At 46.8% G+C, this 25,914-nt stretch carries 17 protein-coding genes; 8 read left to right on the top strand and 9 right to left on the bottom strand.

Features of this window, described 5'->3' with window-relative positions:
* Positions 1–14: 14 nt before the first annotated feature.
* Positions 15–1,559 (bottom strand): glycine--tRNA ligase, encoded by a 1,545-nt coding sequence (locus E5331_RS07375; RefSeq protein WP_136013234.1) that lies wholly within the window; start codon positions 1,557–1,559, stop codon positions 15–17.
* A 263-nt stretch (positions 1,560–1,822) separates the two neighbouring features.
* Here E5331_RS07375 and E5331_RS07370 point away from each other — a divergent pair, with 263 nt between their 5' ends.
* Entirely contained in the window at positions 1,823–2,374 is a 552-nt protein-coding gene (locus tag E5331_RS07370) for a hypothetical protein (protein ID WP_136013233.1), read from the top strand.
* Between the two features lie 23 nt (positions 2,375–2,397).
* On the opposite strand, the gene E5331_RS07365 is transcribed toward E5331_RS07370, so the two are convergent.
* Together E5331_RS07365 and E5331_RS07360 are read right to left on the bottom strand one after the other, a co-directional pair.
* Positions 2,398–4,815, bottom strand: a complete 2,418-nt coding sequence (locus tag E5331_RS07365) for a TonB-dependent receptor (RefSeq protein WP_168355172.1) — start codon at positions 4,813–4,815, stop codon at positions 2,398–2,400.
* 259 nt (positions 4,816–5,074) lie between these two features.
* Positions 5,075–5,644, bottom strand: a complete 570-nt coding sequence (locus tag E5331_RS07360) for a DUF975 family protein (RefSeq protein ID WP_123483039.1) — start codon at positions 5,642–5,644, stop codon at positions 5,075–5,077.
* Between the two features lie 176 nt (positions 5,645–5,820).
* Here E5331_RS07360 and E5331_RS07355 point away from each other — a divergent pair, with 176 nt between their 5' ends.
* From E5331_RS07355 to E5331_RS07345, 3 genes are all read left to right on the top strand, one after another.
* Positions 5,821–7,785, top strand: a complete 1,965-nt coding sequence (locus tag E5331_RS07355) for an OPT family oligopeptide transporter (protein WP_136013231.1) — start codon at positions 5,821–5,823, stop codon at positions 7,783–7,785.
* Between the two features lie 220 nt (positions 7,786–8,005).
* Positions 8,006–9,589 carry an ATP-binding protein gene (locus tag E5331_RS07350; protein ID WP_168355171.1) on the top strand — a complete coding sequence of 528 codons (1,584 nt, stop codon included), beginning with the start codon at positions 8,006–8,008 and terminating at the stop codon, positions 9,587–9,589.
* Between the two features lie 32 nt (positions 9,590–9,621).
* Complete coding sequence (locus E5331_RS07345) at positions 9,622–10,563, top strand: GDP-L-fucose synthase family protein (protein WP_123483046.1); 942 nt, start codon at positions 9,622–9,624, stop codon at positions 10,561–10,563.
* Positions 10,564–10,672: 109 nt separating this feature from the next.
* On the opposite strand, the gene E5331_RS07340 is transcribed toward E5331_RS07345, so the two are convergent.
* The 3 genes from E5331_RS07340 to E5331_RS07330 all read right to left on the bottom strand — a co-directional run bounded on the left by E5331_RS07340 (position 10,673) and on the right by E5331_RS07330 (position 14,171).
* Positions 10,673–11,692, bottom strand: a complete 1,020-nt coding sequence (locus tag E5331_RS07340) for an aspartate-semialdehyde dehydrogenase (RefSeq protein WP_123483048.1) — start codon at positions 11,690–11,692, stop codon at positions 10,673–10,675.
* Positions 11,693–11,719: 27 nt separating this feature from the next.
* Entirely contained in the window at positions 11,720–12,598 is an 879-nt protein-coding gene (gene fabD / locus E5331_RS07335; protein WP_123483050.1) for an ACP S-malonyltransferase, read from the bottom strand.
* 181 nt (positions 12,599–12,779) lie between these two features.
* Positions 12,780–14,171, bottom strand: coding sequence for an ATP-dependent DNA helicase (locus E5331_RS07330; protein ID WP_123483052.1), 1,392 nt, complete (start codon positions 14,169–14,171; stop codon positions 12,780–12,782).
* 283 nt (positions 14,172–14,454) lie between these two features.
* On the opposite strand from E5331_RS07330, the gene eno reads away from it, so the two are divergent.
* A complete protein-coding gene (gene eno / locus E5331_RS07325; protein ID WP_135984739.1) occupies positions 14,455–15,756 on the top strand; it encodes a phosphopyruvate hydratase in 1,302 nt (433 codons plus the stop codon).
* 64 nt (positions 15,757–15,820) lie between these two features.
* Here eno and E5331_RS07320 read toward each other — a convergent pair whose 3' ends face one another.
* Positions 15,821–17,002 carry a lysylphosphatidylglycerol synthase transmembrane domain-containing protein gene (locus tag E5331_RS07320; RefSeq protein WP_123483056.1) on the bottom strand — a complete coding sequence of 394 codons (1,182 nt, stop codon included), beginning with the start codon at positions 17,000–17,002 and terminating at the stop codon, positions 15,821–15,823.
* 270 nt (positions 17,003–17,272) lie between these two features.
* On the opposite strand from E5331_RS07320, the gene E5331_RS07315 reads away from it, so the two are divergent.
* Complete coding sequence (locus tag E5331_RS07315) at positions 17,273–18,769, top strand: butyryl-CoA:acetate CoA transferase (protein WP_135984736.1); 1,497 nt, start codon at positions 17,273–17,275, stop codon at positions 18,767–18,769.
* A gap of 257 nt (positions 18,770–19,026) precedes the next feature.
* Positions 19,027–20,532: a hypothetical protein gene (locus E5331_RS07310; protein ID WP_123483058.1), complete on the top strand. Its 1,506-nt coding sequence runs from the start codon at positions 19,027–19,029 to the stop codon at positions 20,530–20,532.
* Between the two features lie 222 nt (positions 20,533–20,754).
* On the opposite strand, the gene E5331_RS07305 is transcribed toward E5331_RS07310, so the two are convergent.
* Positions 20,755–22,074, bottom strand: a complete 1,320-nt coding sequence (locus E5331_RS07305) for a hypothetical protein (protein ID WP_135984734.1) — start codon at positions 22,072–22,074, stop codon at positions 20,755–20,757.
* Positions 22,075–22,616: 542 nt separating this feature from the next.
* On the opposite strand from E5331_RS07305, the gene E5331_RS07300 reads away from it, so the two are divergent.
* Positions 22,617–24,005, top strand: coding sequence for a hypothetical protein (locus E5331_RS07300; protein WP_135984733.1), 1,389 nt, complete (start codon positions 22,617–22,619; stop codon positions 24,003–24,005).
* A gap of 217 nt (positions 24,006–24,222) precedes the next feature.
* Here E5331_RS07300 and E5331_RS07295 read toward each other — a convergent pair whose 3' ends face one another.
* On the bottom strand, positions 24,223–25,563 hold the full coding sequence (locus E5331_RS07295; RefSeq protein WP_135984731.1) for a hypothetical protein: 1,341 nt from the start codon (positions 25,561–25,563) through the stop codon (positions 24,223–24,225).
* Between the last annotated feature and the right edge of the window lie 351 nt (positions 25,564–25,914).

The following is a 25,914-nucleotide window of genomic DNA, read 5'->3' as shown; positions in this document are numbered from 1 at the left end:
GGTATGGGGTTTTATCAAAGGAGTTTGCGGAGAAGGCTGTTGAGGCTCACTTTCTCTGCAAGTATCTTCTCAAGGTCGTCAACGTTGACGCGCTCTTGCTCCGTCGAGTCGCGGTGGCGCAAGGTGACGGTGTTGTCTTCGAGAGTCTGATGATCGACGGTGATGCAATAAGGTGTGCCGATTGCATCCTGACGACGATAGCGTTTGCCGATGGAGTCTTTCTCATCCACCTGACAGGTGAAGTCGAAGCGTAGCTTATGCTGGATCTCGCGTGCTTTCTCCGGAAGACCATCTTTCTTCACGAGAGGGAGAACTGCACATTTCACCGGAGCAAGCGGAGCCGGGAAATGAAGCACCACGCGGTGGTCGCCACCCTCCAGCTGCTGATCTTCGTAGCAGCTGCACAATACGCTAAGGAACATACGGTCAACACCGATAGATGTCTCTATAACGTAGGGCACATAGCTTTCGTTTAGTTCTGGGTCAAAATATTGTATTTTCTTGCCTGAGAATTTCTCGTGCTGGGAGAGGTCGAAGTTCGTGCGGGAATGGATACCCTCCACTTCCTTGAATCCGAACGGCATCTGAAATTCGATATCGGTAGCTGCATTTGCATAGTGGGCAAGCTTCTCGTGGTCGTGGAAACGATATTTCTCATCTCCGAGTCCGAGAGCCTTGTGCCAGCGCAGACGGGTTTGACGCCATTTGTCGAACCATTTCAATTCTTCACCGGGACGAACGAAGAACTGCATCTCCATCTGTTCAAACTCACGCATACGGAAGATGAACTGGCGTGCCACAATCTCGTTGCGGAATGCCTTGCCGATCTGAGCGATACCGAAGGGGATACGCATGCGACCTGTCTTCTGCACGTTGAGGTAGTTTACGAAAATGCCCTGTGCTGTCTCCGGACGCAGGTATACCTCCATTGCACCATCGGCAGTGGAACCCATCTCAGTCTTGAACATGAGGTTAAACTGGCGCACGTCAGTCCAGTTGCGTGTGCCTGAAATCGGATCCACGATCTCATAGTCAAGGATGATTTGCCGGAGGTTGGCAAGGTCATTGGCATTCATTGCCACGGAGAATCGCTCATGAAGCTCGTCGCGCTTCTTCTGGTTCTCCAGCACTCGCGGATTAGTCTGACGGAACATAGCCTCGTCGAAGCTCTCGCCGAAACGTTTGCGAGCCTTTGCCACCTCTTTCTCGATCTTATCGTCGAATTTAGCGATCTCCTCCTCGATGAGGACGTCGGCACGATAGCGTTTCTTGGAGTCCTTATTGTCGATCAGCGGGTCGTTAAACGCATCTACGTGGCCCGATGCCTTCCAGATGGTCGGATGCATGAAGATTGCGGAATCGATACCCACGATATTGTCGTGGAGCATTGTCATCGCTTCCCACCAGTAGCGTTTGATATTATTCTTTAGTTCAACGCCATTCTGTCCGTAGTCATACACTGCGGAGAGTCCGTCGTAAATTTCGCTTGATTGAAACACAAACCCATATTCCTTAGCATGGGCTACAATGGTCTTGAAAACGTCTTCCTGTTTTGCCATTATTTGTTGAAGGTTATCGGGGCCCCGTGGAGCCTATTGTGATTATTAATTTGCAAATTTACAAAAAAAATGGGAATGACGCAGTGAGATTGTCATAAAAAGTGTAAATTTTGGGATTTCGGATGAAAAACTCCCCGACCTTTTACCTGTCTCAATTTGTTGTAAGTGAAAATGATTGAATTTTGCTCTATTCAAACAATGGATATCAGATTGATATTAAATATTAATTGATATTAAATATTATAGGAAAGTGAGGATATGCTATGAAAGAGGATGTATATAAAAAGAGAAACGGAGCAAGAGGCTTGCTCCGTGTATTGGTTGTGTTGTTTGTCGCTGTGTTGTCGGCGATGTCCATATATGCCCAGAACAGTCTGCCGGCTCCGGGCACAGGTGGCAGTTTCAGACCTAATCCTATAGGGAGTGGAATGCCCGGTCCGGTGATCCCGTCGCCAAGCATGCCGGGTTATCGTCCCGGTTGGGGGGCAGGCTGTGGACCCGGCTGGGGTCCGGGATGGACTAACTATCCTTCCGCGCCCATACCATCACCGTCGTGGACCAATCAGGGGGAGACCAACGTCATTGCATGCGGATATGATGCTACGGGAGTGTGGCGAACAATACCGATGAGGGTAGCTTACGTCTACAATGGTGTTGATTACGATGTCACCGTGCTGGCTGCCTACAATCCTTGGACCGACATGTGGAACCGTGGTCTGAACGTGGCGGCTTACAACACCAATTATTACCTTCGTGGCGTCTACTATGATTTCTACACAGTATTGTCAACAGGCACGTTCTATTTCAATCTGTAGGCTCGTATGACCGCAAGTGACACCTACATATCGCCGCCGTCGCCATAGCCGCTGCCGTCCATGGGTTCGCCCTCATTTTTCGACGGTTTGGCTTTCATGTTGCCGAATGAATATTTGATGGTGAGGCGGACGGTGCGTCCGTTTCTCCATCTTTCGTTATATTGCGTGTAGTCAGGTCCGGTGGTTGTGCTCTTGAATCGTCGCGAATCGAAGAGATCGCGGCAGTTGACGGAGAATGACCATGCTCCAAACACTCTTCTCCCGCCAAGGTCGACGCTCCAGCCTCCCTGACGAGAACCTTGTGCAGAGAGCATCTTAGAATTGTAGTTGCCTGTAGCCTGAAGCGAGAGCGACCAGGGGAGACGAACGTTTGCCATCATTCGGGCATCCCATGCGAAACTGTTCTGCTTGTCGCCGCTGATGGGTACGATGTTGCCGCTTTCCGACTTGAAGTCGTAGTTCCACGCACTGATATGGTTGTTGTATAGATTGACGGTGGTGGTGAGGTCAAGATGGCTTTTGAAAAGGGAGTTCTTCACCACAATCTCACATCCCGAATTTACTTGATCAGCCACGTTCGCCCAGGTGGTGTACATGACGTCGTTGTCAAGATAGCTGATGCGGTTCATCATGTTGGTGGATGTGCGCATGTATGCTGAGAGGCTTATCATGTGGTAGGTCCAGCTCTTGATGTAGTTCAACTCGAAGGCGTTTGAATACATAGGTTCCAACTCCGGATTACCGTATGATATGTTGGTGGGATCTGATATGTCGCGGAACGAGTTGAGCATTCCTCCCCACGGGCGACGCAGACGACGGGTATAGTTGATCTGCATCTCGTTGTCATGTGGAAGCGACCATGAGATGAAAGCCGAGGGGAAGAGCGCGAAATTGTTTTTCTTAAACTCCTCGACGTCACTCTCCGTCTGACCGAACCCAAGCGAGCGGGTGCGTACCTGCCAGCTCTCGGCACGCAATCCGGCTGAGAAACTGAAGTTCTTAACCTTGCCGCCCAGCGTCGCATAGAGTGCGGAGATATTGTTCTTATATATGAAGCGGTTGTAGAGATCCTGATCTTGGGTCATATCGGCGGCAGAGGTGCCGGTATAGGTGTCGGTAGGGGTATTTTCCTTGCCGAAGTTGCCATTATAGCCAGCCTCGAGCTTCAGATATTCGTTGAACTGGTTAGTATAGTCCACTTTCACTTCCCACGAACGGTTGCTCATGTCCATGTTCTGCTCCTGGTAGATTGTCTCCTCGCGGTCAGCGTATGTGATATCCTGAAGGTACGACCTGTTGTTTGGTCCGCTCCAATTGTTGAACGAGCCTGTGATGTCAAGCACGTGATTGTCGCGCCATTTATGTGTGTAGCTAAGTTCGGCATGTGCACCACGGTGGTCGCCACGGTTGTGGGAATAATCAAGGTTAGATAGCCAGTTGCCGGGAACGTTGGAATGGTAGTTGGTAGTGGAATGTCCCCAGTTGTGACCAAACATTCCGAATCCATTGGCTGCAATGTCGTCCTTGTCAGTCAGATGCACCGTAGCTCCGAGACGGAAGAATAGTCCGTTGCCATGCGATGGGCTTTCCCCTTCGGATTTTGTGTATGTGCCGTTGGTAAACTCACGGTTCATTAAGGAGCCGCCCTTTGCATGGCGCATACGGAATCCCACGCCGGCGAAAGCATCGACCTTACTGCTGTTGAGATTGACATTGACACCTGCATTGCCGCCGCCACGGGAGTTGCCGCTTATTTCGGCACTTCCGTAATATCCCGCCTTACGGTTCTTCTTGAGTACGATATTGATGATGCCCGCAGTGCCTTCCGGACTGTATTTCGCCGAAGGGTTGGTGATGACCTCGATTTTGTCGATGGTCTCTGCCGGAATCTGTTCGAGAATCTGCGCACGATTGTCGGCGGTAAGTCCGGATTCCTTGCCATTTATCCATATTGTCACTGAGGAGTTGCCTCGGAGCGACACTTCACCATCCTGGTCAACTTCTACGGATGGTATTGATTCGAGAAGTTCGGATGCTGATTGCCCGGCGGCTGTGACGTTGGCGTCTACGCTAAACACTTTTTTGTCGAGTTCGAAACGCATCTGGCTGCGTATCCCTTCTACCACCACTTCCTGAAGAAGTTTAGTGTCGTCTGCAAGACGGAGTGTGCCGAGATCAATGTCGTCCTTCTTCACTTCTACCGGACGCTCCTGGTCTATACTGCCTACATTTGAAATCTTGACTATATATTTGCCATCCTTCACACCTTTTAGAATGAATACGCCATTCTCATCGGTATTGGTGCCGATCGGAAGAGGTTTGCCGGTAGCTGCATTCACGAGCTGCACAGTCACGAAATCCATCGGATCGCCTGTTTCCTTGTTGATAACCTTACCTGTAATGTCTCCGGCAGCGAGAGCCGTCAGAGGGAGAATGCCCATGCATACGGGCATTAGAAATTTTAAGTTCATAGTTTCATCGTAATTCAATCTTTCTTATGACATCTGTCGCCTGCGAAAGTTTAAACGGTATCCCCAAAAAAATACATCATGCACAAACATCAAGCATAAACATTATGCACATCATGATAAAACATCAAGCACATCATATATTGTGTTGTGCAAAATGCTCACAAATATATGATGTGCATGATGTCACGGCATGATGTGCATGATGTCGTGAACGGATGTGCATGATGTGTCAGCAGGTGCCGTAGCGGAGCTGGCGGTAGAAGTTAAGGGTTGTGGCGGTCATGTAGGGTGCCAGCCAGAGGTAACCGATGCCGCAGGTGATGATTGCGAGAATCATCCAGCCTATAAAGCGGAGGTATAGGCAGAAGAGATTCATCTTTTGTCCGTTCATGAGGTTCCAGCTCATCTTTAGGGCGTCGATGCCGGAGATATTGGGATCATCTGCCATGATGAAGAACGTCATGGAGAAGCCCAGACCGATGATAATGCCCGGCACAATCAGTAGGGCGGTGCCGATGCTGACTGCTACGGAGTAAAGCAATCCGGCAATTAGCGTCTCTACGAAACGGTCGAAGCCCTTGAAAAGTAGGTTGAGGTTCATTGCCTTTGTGTCGACAAGACAGCCGATGAATAGGAAGTAGCCGAACGATAGCGATCCGAAGAGAACGAGTTCGCCGATGTAGGTGCACGATGCCGCACCCATGATGACGAGGTAGATCAGTGTGCCGATTGCCGCATTCATCCAATTGTCGGCAAGTTGAGCCTTTGCGCGGTGCATCAAAGAGATATTGTCTATCATGCTGTTTGAGATTTATAGGTGTATAATAATGAGTAACAGATATCAGTTGATAAGTGACATACAAAATTACAAAAAATTTTTAAAACAACTAATTTTTTATTAAATTCGCGCAAGTGGAAGTCTTGACGGCTTAGTCATGCTGCTTGACAAATCTAATCATAAAACATATACATTACATGAAAGAGAACGAAGACGACATCATGACCGGCACCGGACTGCCGGAAAACGCTTTTCGCGAACTGGGGGCTGACGAGAGTTACACACCTGTGATGCATCCCGCCCACGACCAGAAAGAGGTGACTCCTTATTCAGTAGTCACCGGTATTGTAATGGCGATAATCTTCTCGGCGGCTGCCGCATATCTCGGTCTGAGAGTGGGGCAGGTGTTTGAGGCGGCTATCCCGATCGCCATAATAGCCGTGGGGTTGAGCAATGCCCTCGGCAAGAAGAATCCATTGGGACAGAATGTGATTATACAGAGCATCGGCGCATGTTCGGGTGTGATTGTGGCGGGAGCGATCTTCACCCTCCCCGCTCTCTTCATCCTTCAGGCGAAGTATCCCGACATCACGGTGGAGTTCTATCAGATATTCCTGTCGTCGTTATTGGGCGGCATACTCGGAATATTATTCTTTATCCCGTTCCGTAAATATTTCGTGAAAGACATGCACGGCAAGTATCCCTTCCCGGAGGCAACAGCCACCACTCAGGTGCTCGTGTCGAGCCAGTCGAAGGATTCAGCCGAGGGAGGACAGGCAAAGACTCTTGTCGTGGCGTCGCTCATAGGCGGTATCTACGATTATCTTGTGGCTACGTTCGGATGGTGGGCAGAGACGGTGACTTCAATGGCATCTACTGCCGGACAGGTTTTGGCGGAGAAGACTAAGCTGGTGCTCAGTTGCAATACGGGTGCGGCTCTTCTCGGATTGGGCTACATCGTGGGTCTGAAATACGCTTTTGTAATATTCGCCGGATCGATATTCGTATGGTGGATCATAATCCCGCTGATGGGCACGTATGGCAGCCCGGAACTGGTGTCAATGTCATCGGATGCGTTGTTTAAGGATTATGCGCGACTGATAGGCATCGGCGGTATAGCTATGGCAGGTGTCATAGGCATCATAAAGTCATGGCCCATCATCCAGCAAGCTGTCGGACTCGCCGGCAGAGAGCTTAAAGGTGGTGCATCCTCTGTAAAGGAACAGCGTTGGCAGATGGATATCTCGATGAAGCATATCGTATTCTTTATCGTAATAGCCCTTGTAGCAGTTCTCATCTTCTTCTGGGCAGGCGTTATCAACACGTTGTGGCAGGCATTCGTGGCATGGCTTGTAGTCACTGTCATAGCATTCCTCTTCACTACTGTTGCTGCTAATGCAATTGCGATAGTAGGCTCGAATCCCGTGTCAGGGATGACTCTTATGACCCTCATCATCGCTTCCGCGATATTTGTTGGTATAGGTCTTAACGGCACATCCGGTATCGTGGCATCGATGGTGATAGGCGGTGTTGTCTGCACGGCACTCTCGATGGCAGGCGGTTTTGTGACCGACCTCAAGATCGGTTATTGGCTCGGTTCCACTCCAAAGAAGCAGGAGAGTTGGAAATTCCTCGGCACTCTCGTGTCGGCGGCTACAGTCGGTGGTGTCATCATGCTTCTCAACCAGGTGTATGGTTTCACCGGAGATGATGCGCTTGTGGCTCCGCAGGCAAATGCAATGGCAAAGGTGATTGAGCCGCTTATGATGGGTGGTGACACTCCATGGATTCTGTATATGGTAGGTGCTATTCTTGCCTGCATCCTTAACTGGCTTGGTGTGCCGGCATTGGCATTCTGTCTGGGTATGTTCATCCCCTTGTCGCTCAATACTCCGATGCTTGTCGGCGGTGCTATCGCATACTACGTCAGCAATTCTTCCAAGGATAAGGCTGTCAATGATGCCCGTCGTGACCGTGGCACTCTGATTTCGTCGGGTCTTATCGCCGGCGGTGCATTGTTCGGAGTGTTTGCTGCAATCACCCGCTTCGTAGGGTTTGAATATCAGACTCCAGGCAGCTACGAGATGACGCAGATGCTCGGATGCGTGGCTTACCTGCTTCTCATCGGCTACCTTATCTGGGATAGCAAACGTGCGAAATAACATGGAATAATCCATAGAAAACCTCATCTGGTATTGTATGGGGTAAGTGTCTAAGTGCCCACTTCCATTTGTAGCTTAACCTGCAAACGGAAGTGGGCACTGAATTTTTCATTTATGACGTTATCAATTTATTCTTGGGCGATTTCCGGATTTTGAAATGTCATGTGATTTGTTTATTTTTGCATTGAAGTTTATCAGAAATAAATCACTACATTTTAATATGCCTGATGATTCTATAAAATATCCGATTGGAGTGCAGTCTTTCGAGGAATTGCGGAAGGGTGGCTACGTATATATAGACAAGACCTCAATATTTCCGGAATTATTCCGTAAGAAATATTATTTCATGTCGCGTCCGCGCAGATTTGGAAAGAGTCTTTTATTATCTACTTTGGAAGCTTTTTTCAAAGGTAAGAAAGAGTTGTTTGAAGGCTTGACAATATACGATCTGGAGAAAGAATGGATTGAATATCCGGTAGTGCATATTGATTTTGCAACAATGAACGAGTGTGAAATCCTGAATTTTGAGAAGGATTTACGTCTCATGATCAAAAATATTGCGGAGGAATATGGCGTTGATCCCGAAAAAGACGGTTGGTATCCGGATGAATACACGTTGGGAAGTCTGTTCTCTGAATTGATAAGGATATTGGCAAAGAAAACGGGTAGGAATGTGGTGGTGCTGATTGATGAATACGACAAGGGTATTCTTGATCTTCTTCAGGATGAGGAGAAGTTGCAGCAAGCGACAGTGGCTTTACGCCCATTCTTTTCTGTACTTAAATCGCAAGACCGTTATATAAAATTTGCATTCGTCACCGGGGTGTCGCGGTTTCGCAACACAACGCTCTTTTCCGGATTTAATAATCCGTCGGATATAAGTATGGACGCACGTTTCGGCACGTTGCTCGGTATTACAAAGGAGGAGATGTTGCGTTATTTGTCATCAGGAATAAAGGAACTTGCGGAATCGTATAATTATCCATGTGACAAGACGATAGAATTGTTGATAAATAAATATGACGGCTATCGGTTTACACGTGCAAAGGAATACGTATTCAATCCATTTAGTCTATTGAGTGCATTAGATTCCAGGCAATTGGATCCGTATTGGATAATGACCGGTTCGTCAAGGATATTGGCAAAGTTCTTAAAGAAATCTCGTTTTAGATTAGAAGACTTGACAGAAAAGTGGGTGTCGTTTGAAAAATTGTCTACTCCGTTTTCAGTTGATAATCCATTGTCTCTGTTTTTCCAGACAGGTTATCTGACCATACGGGATTTTGATGGCGACGGTTATTATCGCCTTGGTATACCCAATCAGGAAGTGCAGTCTTCTTTGGTCAATCTTCTTATTCCTGAGTTTGTGGAGGGTGATGCCGGATTTGAGATTGAAGACATACAGCAGACACTACGCAGGGCTATTAATAATGGCGATGTAGATGGAATGATGCGTACTCTTAAAGGGTTGTTGGCAAGTGTGCCATATCAGATTATTGATAACAAACCTATGGAGAAACATCTTCACTTGTGCCTGTATATGATATTTATGATGTTAGGAGCAAACTCAGAATGTGAGGTTTCGCGATCAGCCGGAAGGGTTGACATGGTGGCGCAGACTCCGTGGCGAGTCTATGTGTTTGAATTTAAGATTGATCGGAATCCTTCCGAGGCATTGCGTCAAATATCATCTAAAGGATATTCTTTGTCATGGGAGGCAAGGGACAGGACTGTGGTGAAGGTGGGCGTGAATTTCTCTACGGAATTACGCACTATTTCTGATTGGTCGTATGAAATAATTTAAGGAGGTTACGTTGTTAATCATTAGATGAATTTATGGAAAAGAATTCAAAAATTTACGTGGCGGGTCATCGCGGAATGGTAGGCTCTGCCATTGTGCGGGAGTTGAAACGTCAAGGATATGAGAATATTATCACCCGTACTCATGCCGAACTTGATCTTGTGAATCAAAAGGCAGTGGATGATTTCTTTGCCGCCGAACGTCCGGAATACGTGTTTTTGGCAGCAGCAAAGGTGGGCGGAATTGAGGCAAACGCATCGCATCCGGCAGATTTCATGTATCAGAACATGATGCTTGAGATGAACGTCATAAACGCTGCGTGGCGCAACGGTTGCAAGAAACTGGAATTTCTCGGTTCATCCTGTATTTACCCGCGTCTTGCCCCTCAGCCGATGCCCGAATCATGTCTGTTGACCTCCTCTCTCGAACAGACGAATGAGGCATACGCCTTGGCGAAGATCAGTGGTCTGAAATATTGCGAGTATCTAAACCGTCAGTATGGCACCGACTATATATCGGTGATGCCTACAAACCTATATGGACCGAACGATAACTATCATCCTACGCATAGCCATGTGCTTCCGGCTCTTATCCGTCGCTTCCACGAGGCAAAGGAGAATGGATTGAAGGAAGTGGTATGTTGGGGCGACGGCAGTCCGCTCCGGGAGTTCCTTTACGTGGATGACCTTGCAAACCTCTGTGTGTTCCTGATGAATAATTACAGTGGCAACGAGACTGTGAATGCCGGCACCGGGAAGGAACTGACAATAAAGGAGCTTTCCGAACTTGTGGCAAAGACTGTCGGTTATGAAGGGAGGATTGTATGGGATACTTCCAAACCTAACGGCACGCCCCGCAAACTCCTTGACGTGAGCAAGGCGCAGGCTCTCGGATGGAACTACAGGACAGAACTTCCCGATGGATTGCGACTCGCCTACGAGGATTTCCTTTCCAATCCCATGCGTGCCGAACGCTAATCCGATTCCCACAGAAGCATATATGGATTAGTTAATAAAAATCACCCCCGTAGTCTATGAGAAATGACTGCGGGGGTGATTTTTTTGATTACCGATTGTATATTTCGTCTTACTTTTTCAGGCGGTCGTCATGCTCAAGGAGCCAGAGCGCGATCTGGACGGCGTTGAGGGCGGCGCCTTTCTTTATCTGGTCGCCTACTACCCAGAAGCTGAGCCCGTTGGGATCGCAGAGATCTTTGCGCAGACGTCCTACATATACGGGATCCTTGCCTGTGATGTCGAGCGGCATCGGGTATTCCTTCTCGGCAGGATTATCCTTGACGATCAGACCTGGAGCCTTCTCAAAGGCAGCAAGCACCTCCTCTGTAGAGAGCGGACGCTCAGTCTCAAGCCAGATAGCCTCGCTATGAGCACGCAGAACGGGAACGCGCACACACGTTGCGCTGACCTTGATGTCGTCGGAATGCATGATCTTACGCGTCTCGTTATACATCTTCATCTCCTCCTTCGTATAGCCGTTTTCGGTAAACACGTCTACGTGGGGGATGAGGTTGAATGCAAGCTGATAAGCAAACTTCTCGATTGTCGGCGCGTTGCCGTCGGCAAGCTCCTTATACTGGTTGATAAGCTCCTGCATGGCAGCAGCACCCGCGCCGCTGGCAGCCTGATAAGTTGCCACGTGCACACGGCGGATGGGGGAGAGGTCGTGGATAGGCTTCAGAGCCACCACCATCTGTATCGTTGTACAGTTAGGGTTGCCGATTATATTGCGCGGACGGTCGAGGGCATCCTCTCCGTTTACTTCCGGCACCACCAAAGGCACGTCAGCATCCATACGGAACGCGCTGCTGTTGTCGATCATGACTGCACCGTGGCGAGTGATCACGTCGGCATATTCCTTTGAAGTGCCCGCACCGGCTGAAGTGAAGGCAATGTCTATGCCGGAGAAGTCGGAATCTTTCGACAGAAGCTCTACAACCACTCTCTTGCCGCGGAACTCATACTCTGAACCTGCGCTGCGCGGCGAACCGAAGAGACGCAGATTGTCTACGGGAAAATTCTGCTCGTCAAGCACTTTGAGAAGCTCCTGACCTACTGCGCCACTGGCGCCTACTATTGCTACGTTCATAATGAGTGTCTCCTTTTTGCGTGGTGATTACTGCTTGCCGGAAGTGGCAACTCCGCGGTTGATTTTCTTCACCAGACCCTGAAGCACAGAGCCGGGACCAAGCTCGATAAATTCATCGGCACCGTCAGCGATCATAGCCTCTACGTCCTGAGTCCAACGCACCGGAGCGGTGAGCTGCTTGATGAGGTTAGCCTTGATCTCTTCAGGATCTGTGTGAGGCTTGGCGTCTACATTCTGATATACGGGGCATACGGGAGTCTGGAATTTCGCTGCTGCGATAGCCTCTGCGAGCTCCTCCTGTGCAGGCTGCATGAGAGGGCTATGGAACGCACCGCCCACTTTAAGCTTCATTGCACGTTTTGCACCGGCAGCAAGCATCTTCTCGCATGCGGCATCAATACCTTCCACTGTGCCGGAGATTACCACCTGACCGGGGCAGTTGTAGTTGGCGGGAGCAACAACGTCGTCTACTTCAGCGCAAAGCTCCTCTACCTTGGCATCGGGAAGCGCAAGCACTGCTGCCATTGTTGAGGGGCGTGCCTCACATGCCTTCTGCATGGCGTGTGCACGGGCTGACACAAGTTTGAGTCCCTCCTCAAATGAGAGAGCACCGGCTGCCACGAGTGCTGAGAACTCTCCGAGGCTGTGACCGGCTACCATGTCTGGCTTGAACTCGTCGCCAAGACTTTTGGCGAGAATCACGCTGTGGAGGAAGATGGCGGGCTGTGTCACCTTTGTCTGCTTGAGGTCGTCCTCTGTGCCTTCAAACATGAGGTCTGTGATACGGAAACCGAGAATCTCGTTTGCCTCGTCAAAGAGTTTGCGAGCTTCTGCATTTGTCTCGTAGAGGTCTTTACCCATGCCTACGAACTGAGCACCCTGGCCCGGGAAAACGTATGCTTTCATTCTTAATCTGTTGTTGTTTTTTACCTTTGGGATAAAATGTTCGAAACTTTTGGCGACAAAGTTACGAAAAATATCTGTATTAGAGAAATATTTCTTCAATAAGAGGTCATAATGCGGTTTATACCGTCATTTTGGCATGATATAATACAAGAAATCTTGTCATGAGAAATCTCACTCCGGGTCAGACGCAGGGTATACTGGGATTTATGATGAAAAGGCGTTCCGTGGCGCGTGTCACGGCAGTGTAGAGCCAGCGGTAGAAATCGCTCCCGATCGCCTCGGGATCTATGGCACCCATGTCGACGTAGACGTGTCGCCATTGTCCTCCCTGAGCCTTGTGGCAGGTGACGCAGTAAGCATATTTGGCATGCAGGGCATTATAGAACGGGTCTTCAAGAGCACCCTTTATCTTATGAGAGAGTTCTCCGTCATACTCCGCCATGACGCGGTTGTAAAAACGTTCCATCTCTTCACGCGGCACTGTCGGACCGTCGGCGATAAGGCTGCGGAGCATGATTTTGGCTGCCACCGGGGTAGGGGTGTCGGGCAGTTTCAGCTCCACTTCCGCAAACCATCTGCCGTAAGCCTTCTCATTCTTACCTACCCATGTCACTTCCGCTGTCTCTCCGTTGGCTATGAAATTCTTCAGCTTGTTGATCTTGCTCCAATAATAATCATTCTTGGCAATCACGATGCGGTCGCCTTGCTGGAGTGGCGCGTCGGCATACATTACCATGTTGCGTATTGCGCGGTTGAAATTATTGGCGCGTCGGTTCGAACGTGTGACTATTAGCGTCTCATCCTGTCCGACGCTGCCCCATGAGTCGGATAGCGAGTCGGCAAGTTCCTGTGATGATATGACCGTCACGTCGGGAAAGTTGCGTGTGTAGAGACTGAACTGGCTGCTGTCTTGGTTGCCGAAAAGAAACTTCCGGATGATGGTGGCGTTGTGGAGTATCCCACTCCCTGCCGACTGCCTCACGGGGAGGTCGAGGGTGAAGAATATCGGGTTCAGTCCAATCTGCCTTAATCGTTCCGGATTCATCGCGGGGCTGTCCGACTGTCCCACCGGGGGAAGCTGTGCGAGATCCCCCACTAAAATCATGGCACATCCGGGAGCACCATAGACGTGGCGACACATTTGCTGAAGCAGCGATGAGGAGAAGGATTGACCGTCGGTGACGAGTGAAGCCTCATCCACTATAAATAAGGAGTAGGCATCCTTATTCTCGGCGAGGAAGAATGTGGTGTTGCTTGGGTTTGTGGAGTCGCCGCGGAAGATACGTTTGTGTATGGTCGAAGCCTTGTCGCCTGACATTGCCGCCGCCACTTTCGCAGCTCTTCCCGTCGGGGCGAGAAGGAATGTCTTGACGTTTGACATGCGCAATGCCTTCACCGTGGCACCCATCACGGAGGTCTTTCCCGTACCGGCATATCCGTTAAGTACGAATACGTCGCGAGGTCCCCTGTTGATGATAAACGAGGATAGGGCATGGATAAGCGCGAGCTGCCGGTCATTTGGCACGAACGCGAGCATCGAGAGGGTCAGGTCGGTGAGTTGCTGTGTGGTCATTGGTTTATGGTCAGCTTGTGTTTTGACTCAAAAATTACGCTAAATTACAAAAAATAAGTCATAGACCATCCCTTTCCGGAGGTAAGTTGATATAAAAGGATGTAAAATTGGTTAAAAAATTTCGTGGAATATGGATAATATGAGAAATTATTTCTAAATTTGCAGACGAAAAGGGTATGCCATCCTTTTAGAAGAGCGGCGGCAGTAGGAAAGAAAATAGAACGTTGCGGGTCGTCGCTTAAAATAAATATTGAGAACTAATGTTTTAAATCATATTCAAGACATGAAAATTGAAAAGATTATCGGTCGCGAGGTGCTTGATTCCCGTGGCAATCCTACAGTAGAAGTTGACGTATATCTCGAAAGCGGTGCATTCGGTCGTGCAGCTGTTCCCTCCGGAGCATCTACAGGCGTAAACGAGGCTCTTGAGCTTCGTGACGGCGACAAGAGCCGCTACATGGGCAAAGGCGTACAGAAAGCCGTAGCTAACGTGAACGGTCCTATCGCTGAGGCTCTCAAAGGTATGAGCGCACTTGATCAGATTGCAGTAGACGAGGCTATGATCGCTCTCGACGGCACTCCGACAAAATCTAACCTCGGTGCAAACGCTATCCTCGGCGTTTCTCTCGCAGTTGCTAAGGCAGCCGCTGACTATCTCGGTCTTCCCCTTTACAAATATATCGGTGGTGCAAATAGCTACGTGCTCCCCGTGCCTATGATGAACATCATCAACGGTGGTGCTCACTCTGACGCTCCCATCTGCTTCCAGGAGTTCATGATCCGTCCTGTAGGCGCATGCTGCTTCAAAGAGGGTATCCGCATGGGTACAGAGGTATTCCACAACCTCAAATCAGTGCTCAAGGCTCGCGGTCTTGCTACAGCAGTAGGTGACGAGGGTGGTTTCGCTCCCAAGCTCGAAGGCACAGAGGACGCTCTCAACGTAATTATGGAGGCTATCAAGAAAGCAGGTTACGAGCCCGGTAAGGACGTGACTATCGGTCTTGACGTTGCTTCTTCTGAGTTCTACAGAGATGGTAAATACCACTACTCTTCACTCAACAACGGCACTCCGAAAGAGGAGAACGGTAAGGTTCTTACAAGCGAGGAGCAGGCTCAGTACATGGCTGAACTCGTAAGCAAATATCCTATCGACTCTATCGAGGACGGTATGGCTGAGAACGACTGGGAGGGCTGGAAGCTTCTCACAGACCTTATCGGCGACCGTTGCCAGCTCGTAGGTGACGACCTCTTCGTTACTAACGTTAAATATCTCGAGCGTGGCATCGCTGAGGGTTGCGCTAACTCAATCCTCGTGAAGGTTAACCAGATCGGTTCACTCACTGAGACTCTCCGTGCAGTTGAGATGGCTCAGCGCAACGGCTACACAGCTGTCATCTCTCACCGTTCAGGCGAGACTGAGGACGCTACTATCGCTGACATCGCTGTGGCTACAAACGCTGGTCAGATCAAGACCGGTTCTGCAAGCCGCTCTGACCGTATGGCTAAATACAACCAGCTTCTCCGCATCCAGGAGGAACTTGGCAAGGATGCTCAGTACGGCTACAAGAAAATCGCTAAGAAGTAAGTTCCTTCTTACTGCTTGAAAATATGAAACTCCCGGCATGGTCGAAACTATGCCGGGAGTTTTATTATGCCTTTGCGGCTGATGTCGATGTATTTTGTGTGGTATCTCCACCTTTGCCGGACGTGGTGGAAACGTATATTGCGGAGAATACTCCAAGCGCAATGATCATAATAGCCTGGCAGCTCCACATCACGATGCTGAATGCTGTCCCTTCAGTGTTGGATATGCCAAAAAGCGAGAGAGCGAACATGATGGCAAGGTTCCAGGGACCAAGACCGCCGTTGGAGGGTATCGCCATTGACATCGATCCGAATACAAACACCACCAGCCCCGGAATTAGCCCATACGCCATGTGGGGGTCGGTGATGAGTTTGTGTGTGAACGGGAATGCGAAGAACACTACATACGTCTGAAGGAAATAGCATACCCATATTGCAATGGTCAGCAGGAGATAGAGCCACCATTTCTTCATGGTGAATATCACTTTGAAGCCATCCCATATCCTGTCGAGATTGGTGTCGAGACGTTTCACCCATATCATAGTCTTGCAGAAATGCAGTATCGCCCATAAGCCGCCGACGACGATGCCGAGACCTATCCATACCACAGGGTCGTCAGTAATGTCGCGCATATCTCTTCCGAGGGAGTATCTGTTGATGAAATCAGAGATGAAAGGGTGTGCCACCACGAGCGACACGCCCAGCAGCACAAGGATGACCACGAGGTCTGAACCCCGGTCGCCCACATCCGTGCCGATTACGGTGGAGAGTTGCGTCTTCTCCCTGCGGCTAACAAACACGCACCGCCACGCCTCGCCGAGCTGCGGAAAGACGATGTTGAGGGCATACGCTCCCCATATCGTGACCCATTCACACACCACCGGCATTCTCTTCACGCCGGCAGCACGAAGCTGAAGACCCCATCTCACTCCACGGATCATGCGCGACAGCATGGTCAGAAGCATCATCACTGCAATCCAGCAGAAATTGCATCCATCCTTGACCGTAGTCACTACGTCATGGAAATTGACTTTATGAAACAGCCATATAAGAAGGCATACCGATATGACGAGTGGAACGACATAGCGCAGTCCTTTCCCCAAGTATTCCCTGACCGCATTCTTGTAGGAATGTCCGGAATCGGAGACGGATGTGGTAGAGGGAATGAGGGAGGAGGTATTTGTGGAGACATCGGGAATAGCTCCGGGGGATGTGGAGATGTGAGACGAAGTGTCGTTTGTATTCATATTTCGTAAATGACTTCAATGAGATGATTTATTGGTGTAGGTACTTACTTGATAAGACCTACTACTTATAACAATACAGGCACGTCAACTTGTTGCTGAATACTCGCTTTTTTATCCTGTCGCTCTGTGCTTTTTATGCCAATACGGTTGGTTGAATGGAATTAATTCGCTAATTTTGCGAATAAAATGCGGAAGAATGTTTATGGTGTTGCACAACATTGAGAGAGCCGGTCATTTTTCCGCATGTGGAAACAACTAAAAATATACAAAATGAGATTTCCTGTCTTATCACCCCAGGAGGCCGCATCGTTGTTTCATAATGGCGACAACGTTGGTCTTTCCGGTTTCACAGCCCCGGGAGCTCCAAAAGTGGTTCCGACTGCGATAGCAGAAATGGCTGAACGTCTTCACGCTGAAGGAAAAGAATTTAAGATCAACATTTTCTCCGGCGCATCTACAAGCGACCGTTGCGACGGTGTGCTTGCGCGTGCGAATGCTATAGGCATGCGTACTCCCTATCAGAATCTTCCTGACCTTCGTAAGCGTATCAATGCTCACGATTGCCACTATTTCGACCTTCATCTTTCGGAACTTGCACAGAAATTCCGCTATGGATTCTATGGCGAGCTTGACTTTGCCATCATAGAGGTGAGCGACATCAAGGATGACGGTACAGTGGTGGTTGGTATGGGTGTGGGCAACGTGCCGACTTATGCCAAGTATGCAAAGAAAATCATCATAGAGCTTAACGAGAAACTGCATCATGCTCTTTTCGGATTGCACGACATCTATCTGCCGCTTGATCCCCCTAACCGCGACGTGATTCCTATCTTCCATCCCAATGACCGTATCGGTTCTCCGGTGCTCAAGCTTGATCCGGATAAGATTGTGGGCGTCGTGATGAGCGACTCTTTCGATGGAGTGAAGGCATTCTCCAATCCCGATGAGGTGACAAACAAGATTGGTGCAAACGTCTGTGATTTCCTTATCGGAGAGATGAGGGCAGGAAGAATACCGTCGTCATTCCTCCCCATACAGAGTGGTGTGGGCAACGTGGCAAATGCTGTTCTATATGGTCTTGCCGATGCCAAGGAGATTCCTCCCTTCGCAATGTATACTGAGGTGATTCAGGATGCAGTCATCGATCTCATGAAGAAAGGTCGTTGCAAATTTGGCAGCACAAGCTCACTGACCGTGTCCAATGAGGTGGAGCAGGACGTCATAGACAATATCGAGTTCTTCAAGGAGAAGGTAGTGATCCGTCCGGTGGAGATCTCTAACAATCCGGAGGTAATCCGTCGTCTCGGTGTAATCGCCATGAACACTGCGCTTGAGGCTGACATATTCGGTAATGTCAACTCTACACATGTGACCGGCACACGCATGATGAACGGTATCGGCGGTTCGGGCGACTTCGCACGTAATGCCTACATATCAATCTTCTCTTGCCCGTCAATCACCAAGGAGGGTAAGATTTCTAACATTGTGCCGATGGTTTCCCACATGGATCATTCTGAGCACTCTGTAGACATAATCGTCACTGACCAGGGTATTGCCGATCTTCGTGGCAAGGATCCTATCCAGCGAGCTAAGGAGATTATCAACAATTGTGCTCACCCGATGTATCGCGAATTGCTGACCGACTATCTCAACATGGGCGGTCCGACAGGTGGACAGACCCCGCACACACTTCGTGCATCGCTTGCATTCCACACGGAATTCCTCCAGAGCGGTGACATGCGCAACGTCGATCTATCCAAATACTGATTCCGCATAAATAGCCAATAAAATCTCCGTGCTTCCCGTGTTCCGCGTGGTAAAACAACCGCAGGGAGCACAAAGAGCACAGAGAAATTTTATCATAAATAAAAACTAAACTCGCCGCGTTCTCCGTGCTCCCCGTGGTGTAATAACCGCAGAGTGCATAGAGAGCGCGGAGTTTTTGTATTAAAATTGGGATAAAATTTTTGTGGAAATAATAAAAAGAAGTATTTTTGCGATTGAAATATAAAAACTTAGAGATTATGAGGAAATTAAGTTATTTTTGCTTAATCGCTTCCACCTTACTTGCCGGATGTGGGAAGGATGATGTCGTGAAACCGGAGCCGGAACCTGTCGTAAGGATTGAGAACCGGTCTTATTCTCCAGAAGATGTATATCTTGAAACGACTTACTATTCACATGGCTCTTGGACTGAGCAGGTGGAAATGCGTCCGTATGATAGACTTGTGGTGACGGCAAATGAAAATAATGAAGGATATATTACTTTTACAACTGATGATTTTGACTTGGAGACAGTGCCGGGAATCTCCGCTAATGATAAACTTCCGAGATTGTCATTCCTGAAATTTGGTAAAGAGGCTTCCCTACCGGTCACCTTTGTTCCCAATTCCAATAAAGTATTCAAATATGATGAGAACGGACATGTTGTTGAAGAAAAAACAAGTAGATATTCCTGCGAATGTAAACTTGACACATTAGGTATGAGGATCTCCTTGTCTTTAAGATTTATTGATGGAAAAGTGAAAGGTACTTTCTATCAATACACCTACCCATTTGATAATAATATATACAATAGTATTGATTGGCATTGGGTATATGATAACACTGCCGTAAGTCACAATATCGCAGATATACCTGTCAGAGACAAGGGTCTTCATTATGAATCGTCACCTTTTATTCTAAGTTGGAACAGTTCTCTATATCCAGATAATATAAAGGAAGAGATAAGTGCTGAGGATTTCATTCAGACTCTGCTAAACACTCCGTTTCTGTCGGAATCAATCTATGGTTTTGAATCTTCAGGTGAAAGTCTAATCTCTATCTCGATGTTGATTTGCAGATTATGTTCAGGATTGTATTTTTACGATTCAAGTAGTTCGTCTTTTCATCCCGAAATATCATGGTATGCGGTTTCGGAGAATCTATGGGATGGCAGTTATCCTTTTGTGGTAGCACCTGAATCGTTTAAGACGAATATGAATGTCTGCGATATAAAGAACTCGACGTTTAGGCTATTCATTGATCCACAGGGTCTCTTCAAAATAAGGATTCCGAAGAAAATGTCACCTAATTCTGATGGTATCAGAGTGCCTTCTTATTATGCTGCTGACACTCCTGCGATGAAGATGCTGGTATATAATCTCATAAAGGCTGTTTCACCGGCAAATGTGAATGGAATCCTTATGAACTATGAATTCTTTGGTCCGGTGGATAAGAGAAATAAAGCTACAAAGTTCAGAATGACTTTCGCGGATGCGGAGTTGTCAAAATCATTCCTGAAAGCACTGTTGTTGCCCCTATTGAAGGATGATGGTAATTACAACAGACTGATGGATGCATGGAAGATGGATGAGGCCACCAACCCGTATTTCGACGATTTGAAATATCTGGTGGATAATCTTGAAGAGATGCTTGATAACACGACAGATATCAAACTTGGTTGGTCATATTCCAAAGGTGCGACAACCGAAGAGCTAAAGTCTCTTGGAATGCAACAATACCACTACCTATACCCAAATAATAAATAATGACCCTTAATAAATAATGACCCTCCCTGTTCTCTGTGCTCCCCGTGGTGAAACAACCACTGAGTACACAGAGAGCGCGTAGTTTTTTTATTATCACAAAAACAAAAAATCTCTGTAATCTCCGCGCTCCTCGTGGTGAAACAATCGCAGAAAATGCAGAGTGATTTTTTCATAAAGTAATACAAATCAAAACTTCTGTGAAACACGCTTATAAGGTGCCTGTTACATCACTTTGAAAATTAAATAGCCGCCCGGTTGGAGATACGTGTATCCGGTAGTTTCAGAATCGTCCTCATCCGGATTCGGTTTGGGACTCACCGGGGAGATGCCTATTATAGAATTAGGATCTGAAAATTCGAGTTTGATTTTCTGGAAATTAAAAGGATCGTGATTAACGATGACAATGAAGTCATTATCACCATTCTTTAGATGTGACACCATCACCCCTTGTGCCTCTGTCTCCAGAGTCTTTATAAAGCCGAATGTGGAGGAGAAAGGCTTTGTCCCGGGATAAGTCGTGCCGGCATGTCTGACATCTATGACTTCACAACCATAGAAAACATGATTGAACATTTTGATTTCACTATTCACGGTCTGCACCCGATACCAAATCTCTGTCTTATTCCCTTGCAGGTCAATCGGAGCTGATGTGTAGTATTCTCCGTAAACTCCATTACTGTTCTTGATTGAATAGCGTTGGGAATATGACCAGTAAACAATTCCCTGTGCACCGTATGCCAATGCGGAGAAGGCTTCCCAACGAAGTTCTCCTTCAGTTGGAATAGGTCGTCCGTTTTTATCAGGACCAAGTACGCATGCCGAAGCAGGATAGCATTTTTCTACATAAGGCATACACAAGGAATAAGTCCAGAAAGGTCTATTGGCCTTTTTCGCTTTGTCATGAAACATCTGTAGAAATTTGTAGAAGTCTGAGGTTCTTACAATTGTTCTCCCATTATAGTATCTAACTGGATAGAAATCATAAGACCATAGTACTGGATGAAACATGTTTTGAAAGTAATCCAGATATTCTTCGAGAGTCCCGATGTCTCCCAAGTGATCTTTCCATTCTGATGAAGACGGAGTCATATCGACGGCAAGATTGGTATAGACGAGATGTTTGGGGTCAAGTTCCCTGATTTTATCATGAATTGCTTTTAACCATGAAAGTTTTTCAAACAAAGGTTCATCCATCATTTCATAACCTCCGAGCAAAGGATTGTCTTTGTATTTATTTACAAGATTGCTCATCTGCATCTCATCCTTGTCTTGTTGACAAATTATAATCTTTAGGCCGGAATCTTCAGCACGTTCAAAAGTTTTTGCAATGTCAAGATCTCGTTCCTTTTCAGCAGCAATGGAAATTGCATTAAAACCACATTGAAAAATCTCTTTGAATCTCGCGGAAGTGAATTGTGCTTCATATTTATCTGTTGGATAATCACGATTATAAGGTGTGACCGGTGATTTGGCGAGAATCGTTATTGCTCCGGGGGTGGGAGGCGCGACAGGAGATGGGTAGGAACTTGTTGAAATAATCATGTGAGATAAGAGTTAATTGGGTTGATAATAGATTGTATAACAAAGAGTGTATTGAATTGGTTTAAATTTATATAGAAATATCAATAGAGATTCTCGGCTCTTTCATTTAAAATTTGTCGCATGGACATAAAAGAATCCTACTTGACCAAAAAAAATTCGGTTGGAACCAATATGATATGGGTGCCAATACACCGGCAAACTTACAAAGGAAATCTCGCTTCACCATCACCAGAGGCAGCATAATGAAAGACTTGTCGGTTTTGCCTTCTTCATACCGGATTTCCGCAGGATTGGCAAAGGCAATCACCGACATGAGTTCGGCGACATGATCATATTGATGATTCTTGCGCACATGTAAAAATGTATCGACAAGTTTATTTAAAATTTGTTTAAATACATTAAAAAAAATAAAGATGAATGTGGATACATATTTTTAATATGTATTTTTGCGGTTGATTTACAAAAACGTATGAATTATGAAAACAATTAGTTGTCTTTGCCTGCTTGCTTCCATATTGCTTGCCGGATGTGGGAAGGAAGATATGGTCAACAAGGATTCTGATCCTGTCTTGAGGATTGAGAACAGGACTTACTCTTCTGAAGATGTTTATCTTGAAACGTCTTATTATTCACATGGTTCCGTGATTGATCAGGTTAAAATGCGCCCGCAAGACAAACTTGTGGTGACTGCCAATGAAAACAATGAGGGATATATTACATTTACTTCCGACGATTTTGATTTAAGCGATGTCACCGGCATTCCCAAGACAGGCAAACTCCCGAGATTGTCTTTTCTGAAATTTGGGAAAGATGTCTCTATCCCTGCTACCTTTGTCCCATGTTCAGACAATTCCTTCTCTTGCGATTGTGAACTTGACACTTTGGGGATGCATATTTCGTTATCATTATATTTTATCGAAGGGAAGGTCAGAGGAAAATATTATCAGTACTCTAAGTCATCCGAGAGTGATTATTTTTATTCCAATATTAATTGGACGATGTATGATGAACCAAACAGTGAAAGTTATAATTTCATGGATATTCCTATGCGGGATGAAGGTCTTCATTATGCCTCCTTCCCATTCATCATAAGTTGGGATAGCGCGACTTATTCGGATGATATCAGAAGTAAGATTGCTCCTGTCGATATTCTGCATGCTATTCTCGATACGCCGTTTTTAAGGGGTGACGATTATGGTTTTAATGAATCCGGCGATATACTGTTGTCAATTTCCACTTTAGCCGGAAGATTATGCTCTGGTCTGTTATTCTATGACTTGCACAATTCTCCTCTTCAAATTAATCCGACAATATCATGGTATTCTAATTTTTTCAAAAGTTCGGATGGTGTCTATATTGGTTATGGATCATTTGATTCCCAAATGCGTGTTTATGATATTAAGAATACTACTTTCAAAATTTTTATAGATCCTCAGGGATTGTTCACGATCAACGTGCCAAAGACGCTTACGGTTAACTCTTCTGATGGGTTCAGTGAACTGACATGTTATCCAACTGATACTTTGATGATGAAAACGTTTGTATATAATTTGATAAGTGCTGTGTCTCCTGCAAATGTGGATGGCATTTTGATGAATTATGAATTTGGCGGACCTGATGACGAGTATGGCAAGCCGACTAAATTCAAAATGAGTTTTGCTGATCAGAAATTGGCAAAGGCATTCATGAAAGCATTGATGCTCCCGTTGCTGAAAGATAAGGCAAACTACGACAGGTTGCTGGAAGCGTGGAGAGCAGATGAGGTTATAGCTCCATATTTTGAAAACCTTAAATATCTGGTCGATAACCTTGAGACACTTCTTGAAAATACAACTGAAATAAACTTTGGCTGGTCATATTCAAGAGGTGTGACCATGGAGGAAAACAGTATGTTAGGACTTAGGCAATACGAATGGCTATATCCGGATTAAGACCCCGTCTCATAATCCCAAAGAACTAAGGCTCCGTCTCATAAAATTTCACGGTCTGTCTAATACGCAAAATTACAAAAAACAGATATGGAATGTTATAAAGTAATCTTCAAAAAAATAACTTGTGAAAAAATCTGTGTTGAATCAACCACCGCAGAACACGGAGATTAAATAAAAAACACTCCGTTCTCTGTGTGCTTTGTTGTGTAATAATGGGTTATTTGAGGCGATAGAGGATGTAGCCGCCGGGGGAAAGGGTGCGCGTTTTGGAGGTTACTGGCTTACGCTTTCCTGTCGGTAGCATCTCTGTTATTTTTCGAGGATTTTGGAATTCTATTTGTATTGTCTGCGGATGTAGAGGATCATGGTTAACGATCATGATGTAATCCTTCCCTTTGTTGTGGAGATGAGATACCAGCACGCCCTCCGTTCCGGTCTCGAGTGTCTTGAAATATCCGAACTCCGGAGTATATGCCTTGGTGCCTGGATACGTCTTGCTGGTATGAACCACGTCAATTACTTTGCATCCGTAGAACACGTCGTTGAATGCTCGTATCTCATTGTTGACGTTACGCACACTGTACCATATCTCTGTCTTGTTGCCATCTATATCAATAGGTGCCGACAGATAATATTCTGAATACTTTGCGGTAGTGCCGGTTAGTGGTCCCTGCGGCGGTCGCTGTGTGTATGCCCAATACACAATCCCCTGCGCACCGTAAGCCAACGAGGAGAATGCCTCAAACCGCAGTTCCCCCTCCGTAGGTACCAGACGCCCGTTAGCCGTCCCGTCTGTAAGTGCAGCCGGAGTGATATCACCGCAATTATATGCGTATGGCATGCACATGCTATAGGTCCAGAACGGTCGTCCCGTAGTCTTCGCCTCATCATGGAAGAGTTGCATATATTTGAAGAAATCTGTGACGTTGACTATCGTCTTACCCTGCCGAGAGGCGATGGGATAGAAATCATACGACCATACCACAGGATGAAATATCTTCTGTATTAGTTTGAGATATTTATTATGCGATCCTGTCTCTCCGATATATTTCTTCTTCAATTCTTCATTTGTGCCGAAATCCACTGCAAGATTTATATAAGCCATGTGCTTGGGGTCAAGCTCACGCACTTTCTCATAGATATCCTTCAGCTCCGGGAGATAGCTGAACTTCGGCTCATCCCTCATCTCATAACCCGCTAAGAGGGGATTATCCTTATACATATTTACGAGTTGGCTCATCTCCTGCATCCCCTTCGAACCTTGGCAGATCACTATCTTCAGACCGGAGCCGGCGGCAGCCCGGAATCCTCTTGCTATGCAATCATCGGAATCGGCTATCGATACGGCATTGAAGCCGCACTCTGCCGCCTCCTTGAATCGGGCTTCTGTGATCTCCGACGTCTTGCCGGAATTGAAAGGGGTCTTCGCAAGGATTGTAATCCTTCCCGGTGTGGGTGCCTCTAACGGCGAATAGGGATTCGTGGCATCCGCCGTGAATGTCGGAGTTAAGAGAGACCCGGCTATGATAAGAGTATTCAGTATGTGAGGTAATTTCATGTTAAGACTGATGTTTATGAGATTGCAAAGATAAGAAGTAGATTTTACTTATCGATAATCGGCAGTTTGGAAATTGTAACATTTTATTTTCTATTCGTATAATGACGAAAGAGTGGAGAGTTTTAATATTAAATAAAATTAAGCAGTAAATAGTTGAGATGTAACGCCTTTGACGTGATTGAACGTTTTGATACATATTCTGAATACTGAATGTCATATTGATTGGAATAATAATGTTAATTTCGCAATAGAGAGATCCCGAAAAATTCATAAACAATTTCTATAAACGTTCTAACAAAAATACGTGAATGATTAAAAATCTAATTACCTCTTCCGTAGCACTGATGATCT

Source organism: Lepagella muris (assembly GCF_004793975.1).
In the GTDB taxonomy this organism is placed as follows: domain Bacteria; phylum Bacteroidota; class Bacteroidia; order Bacteroidales; family Muribaculaceae; genus Lepagella; species Lepagella muris.
This window is presented reverse-complemented; position numbering and strand designations above follow the sequence as displayed.

Coding starts and splice junctions, on each gene's coding strand:
- E5331_RS07375 (WP_136013234.1), bottom strand. CDS start 1,559: ATGGCAAAACAGGAAGACGTTTTCAAGACCATTGTAGCCCATGCTAAG.
- E5331_RS07370 (WP_136013233.1), top strand. CDS start 1,823: ATGAAAGAGGATGTATATAAAAAGAGAAACGGAGCAAGAGGCTTGCTC.
- E5331_RS07365 (WP_168355172.1), bottom strand. CDS start 4,815: ATGGGCATTCTCCCTCTGACGGCTCTCGCTGCCGGAGACATTACAGGT.
- E5331_RS07360 (WP_123483039.1), bottom strand. CDS start 5,644: ATGATAGACAATATCTCTTTGATGCACCGCGCAAAGGCTCAACTTGCC.
- E5331_RS07355 (WP_136013231.1), top strand. CDS start 5,821: ATGAAAGAGAACGAAGACGACATCATGACCGGCACCGGACTGCCGGAA.
- E5331_RS07350 (WP_168355171.1), top strand. CDS start 8,006: ATGCCTGATGATTCTATAAAATATCCGATTGGAGTGCAGTCTTTCGAG.
- E5331_RS07345 (WP_123483046.1), top strand. CDS start 9,622: ATGGAAAAGAATTCAAAAATTTACGTGGCGGGTCATCGCGGAATGGTA.
- E5331_RS07340 (WP_123483048.1), bottom strand. CDS start 11,692: ATGAACGTAGCAATAGTAGGCGCCAGTGGCGCAGTAGGTCAGGAGCTT.
- fabD (WP_123483050.1), bottom strand. CDS start 12,598: ATGAAAGCATACGTTTTCCCGGGCCAGGGTGCTCAGTTCGTAGGCATG.
- E5331_RS07330 (WP_123483052.1), bottom strand. CDS start 14,171: ATGACCACACAGCAACTCACCGACCTGACCCTCTCGATGCTCGCGTTC.
- eno (WP_135984739.1), top strand. CDS start 14,455: ATGAAAATTGAAAAGATTATCGGTCGCGAGGTGCTTGATTCCCGTGGC.
- E5331_RS07320 (WP_123483056.1), bottom strand. CDS start 17,002: ATGAATACAAACGACACTTCGTCTCACATCTCCACATCCCCCGGAGCT.
- E5331_RS07315 (WP_135984736.1), top strand. CDS start 17,273: ATGAGATTTCCTGTCTTATCACCCCAGGAGGCCGCATCGTTGTTTCAT.
- E5331_RS07310 (WP_123483058.1), top strand. CDS start 19,027: ATGAGGAAATTAAGTTATTTTTGCTTAATCGCTTCCACCTTACTTGCC.
- E5331_RS07305 (WP_135984734.1), bottom strand. CDS start 22,074: ATGATTATTTCAACAAGTTCCTACCCATCTCCTGTCGCGCCTCCCACC.
- E5331_RS07300 (WP_135984733.1), top strand. CDS start 22,617: ATGGTCAACAAGGATTCTGATCCTGTCTTGAGGATTGAGAACAGGACT.
- E5331_RS07295 (WP_135984731.1), bottom strand. CDS start 25,563: ATGAAATTACCTCACATACTGAATACTCTTATCATAGCCGGGTCTCTC.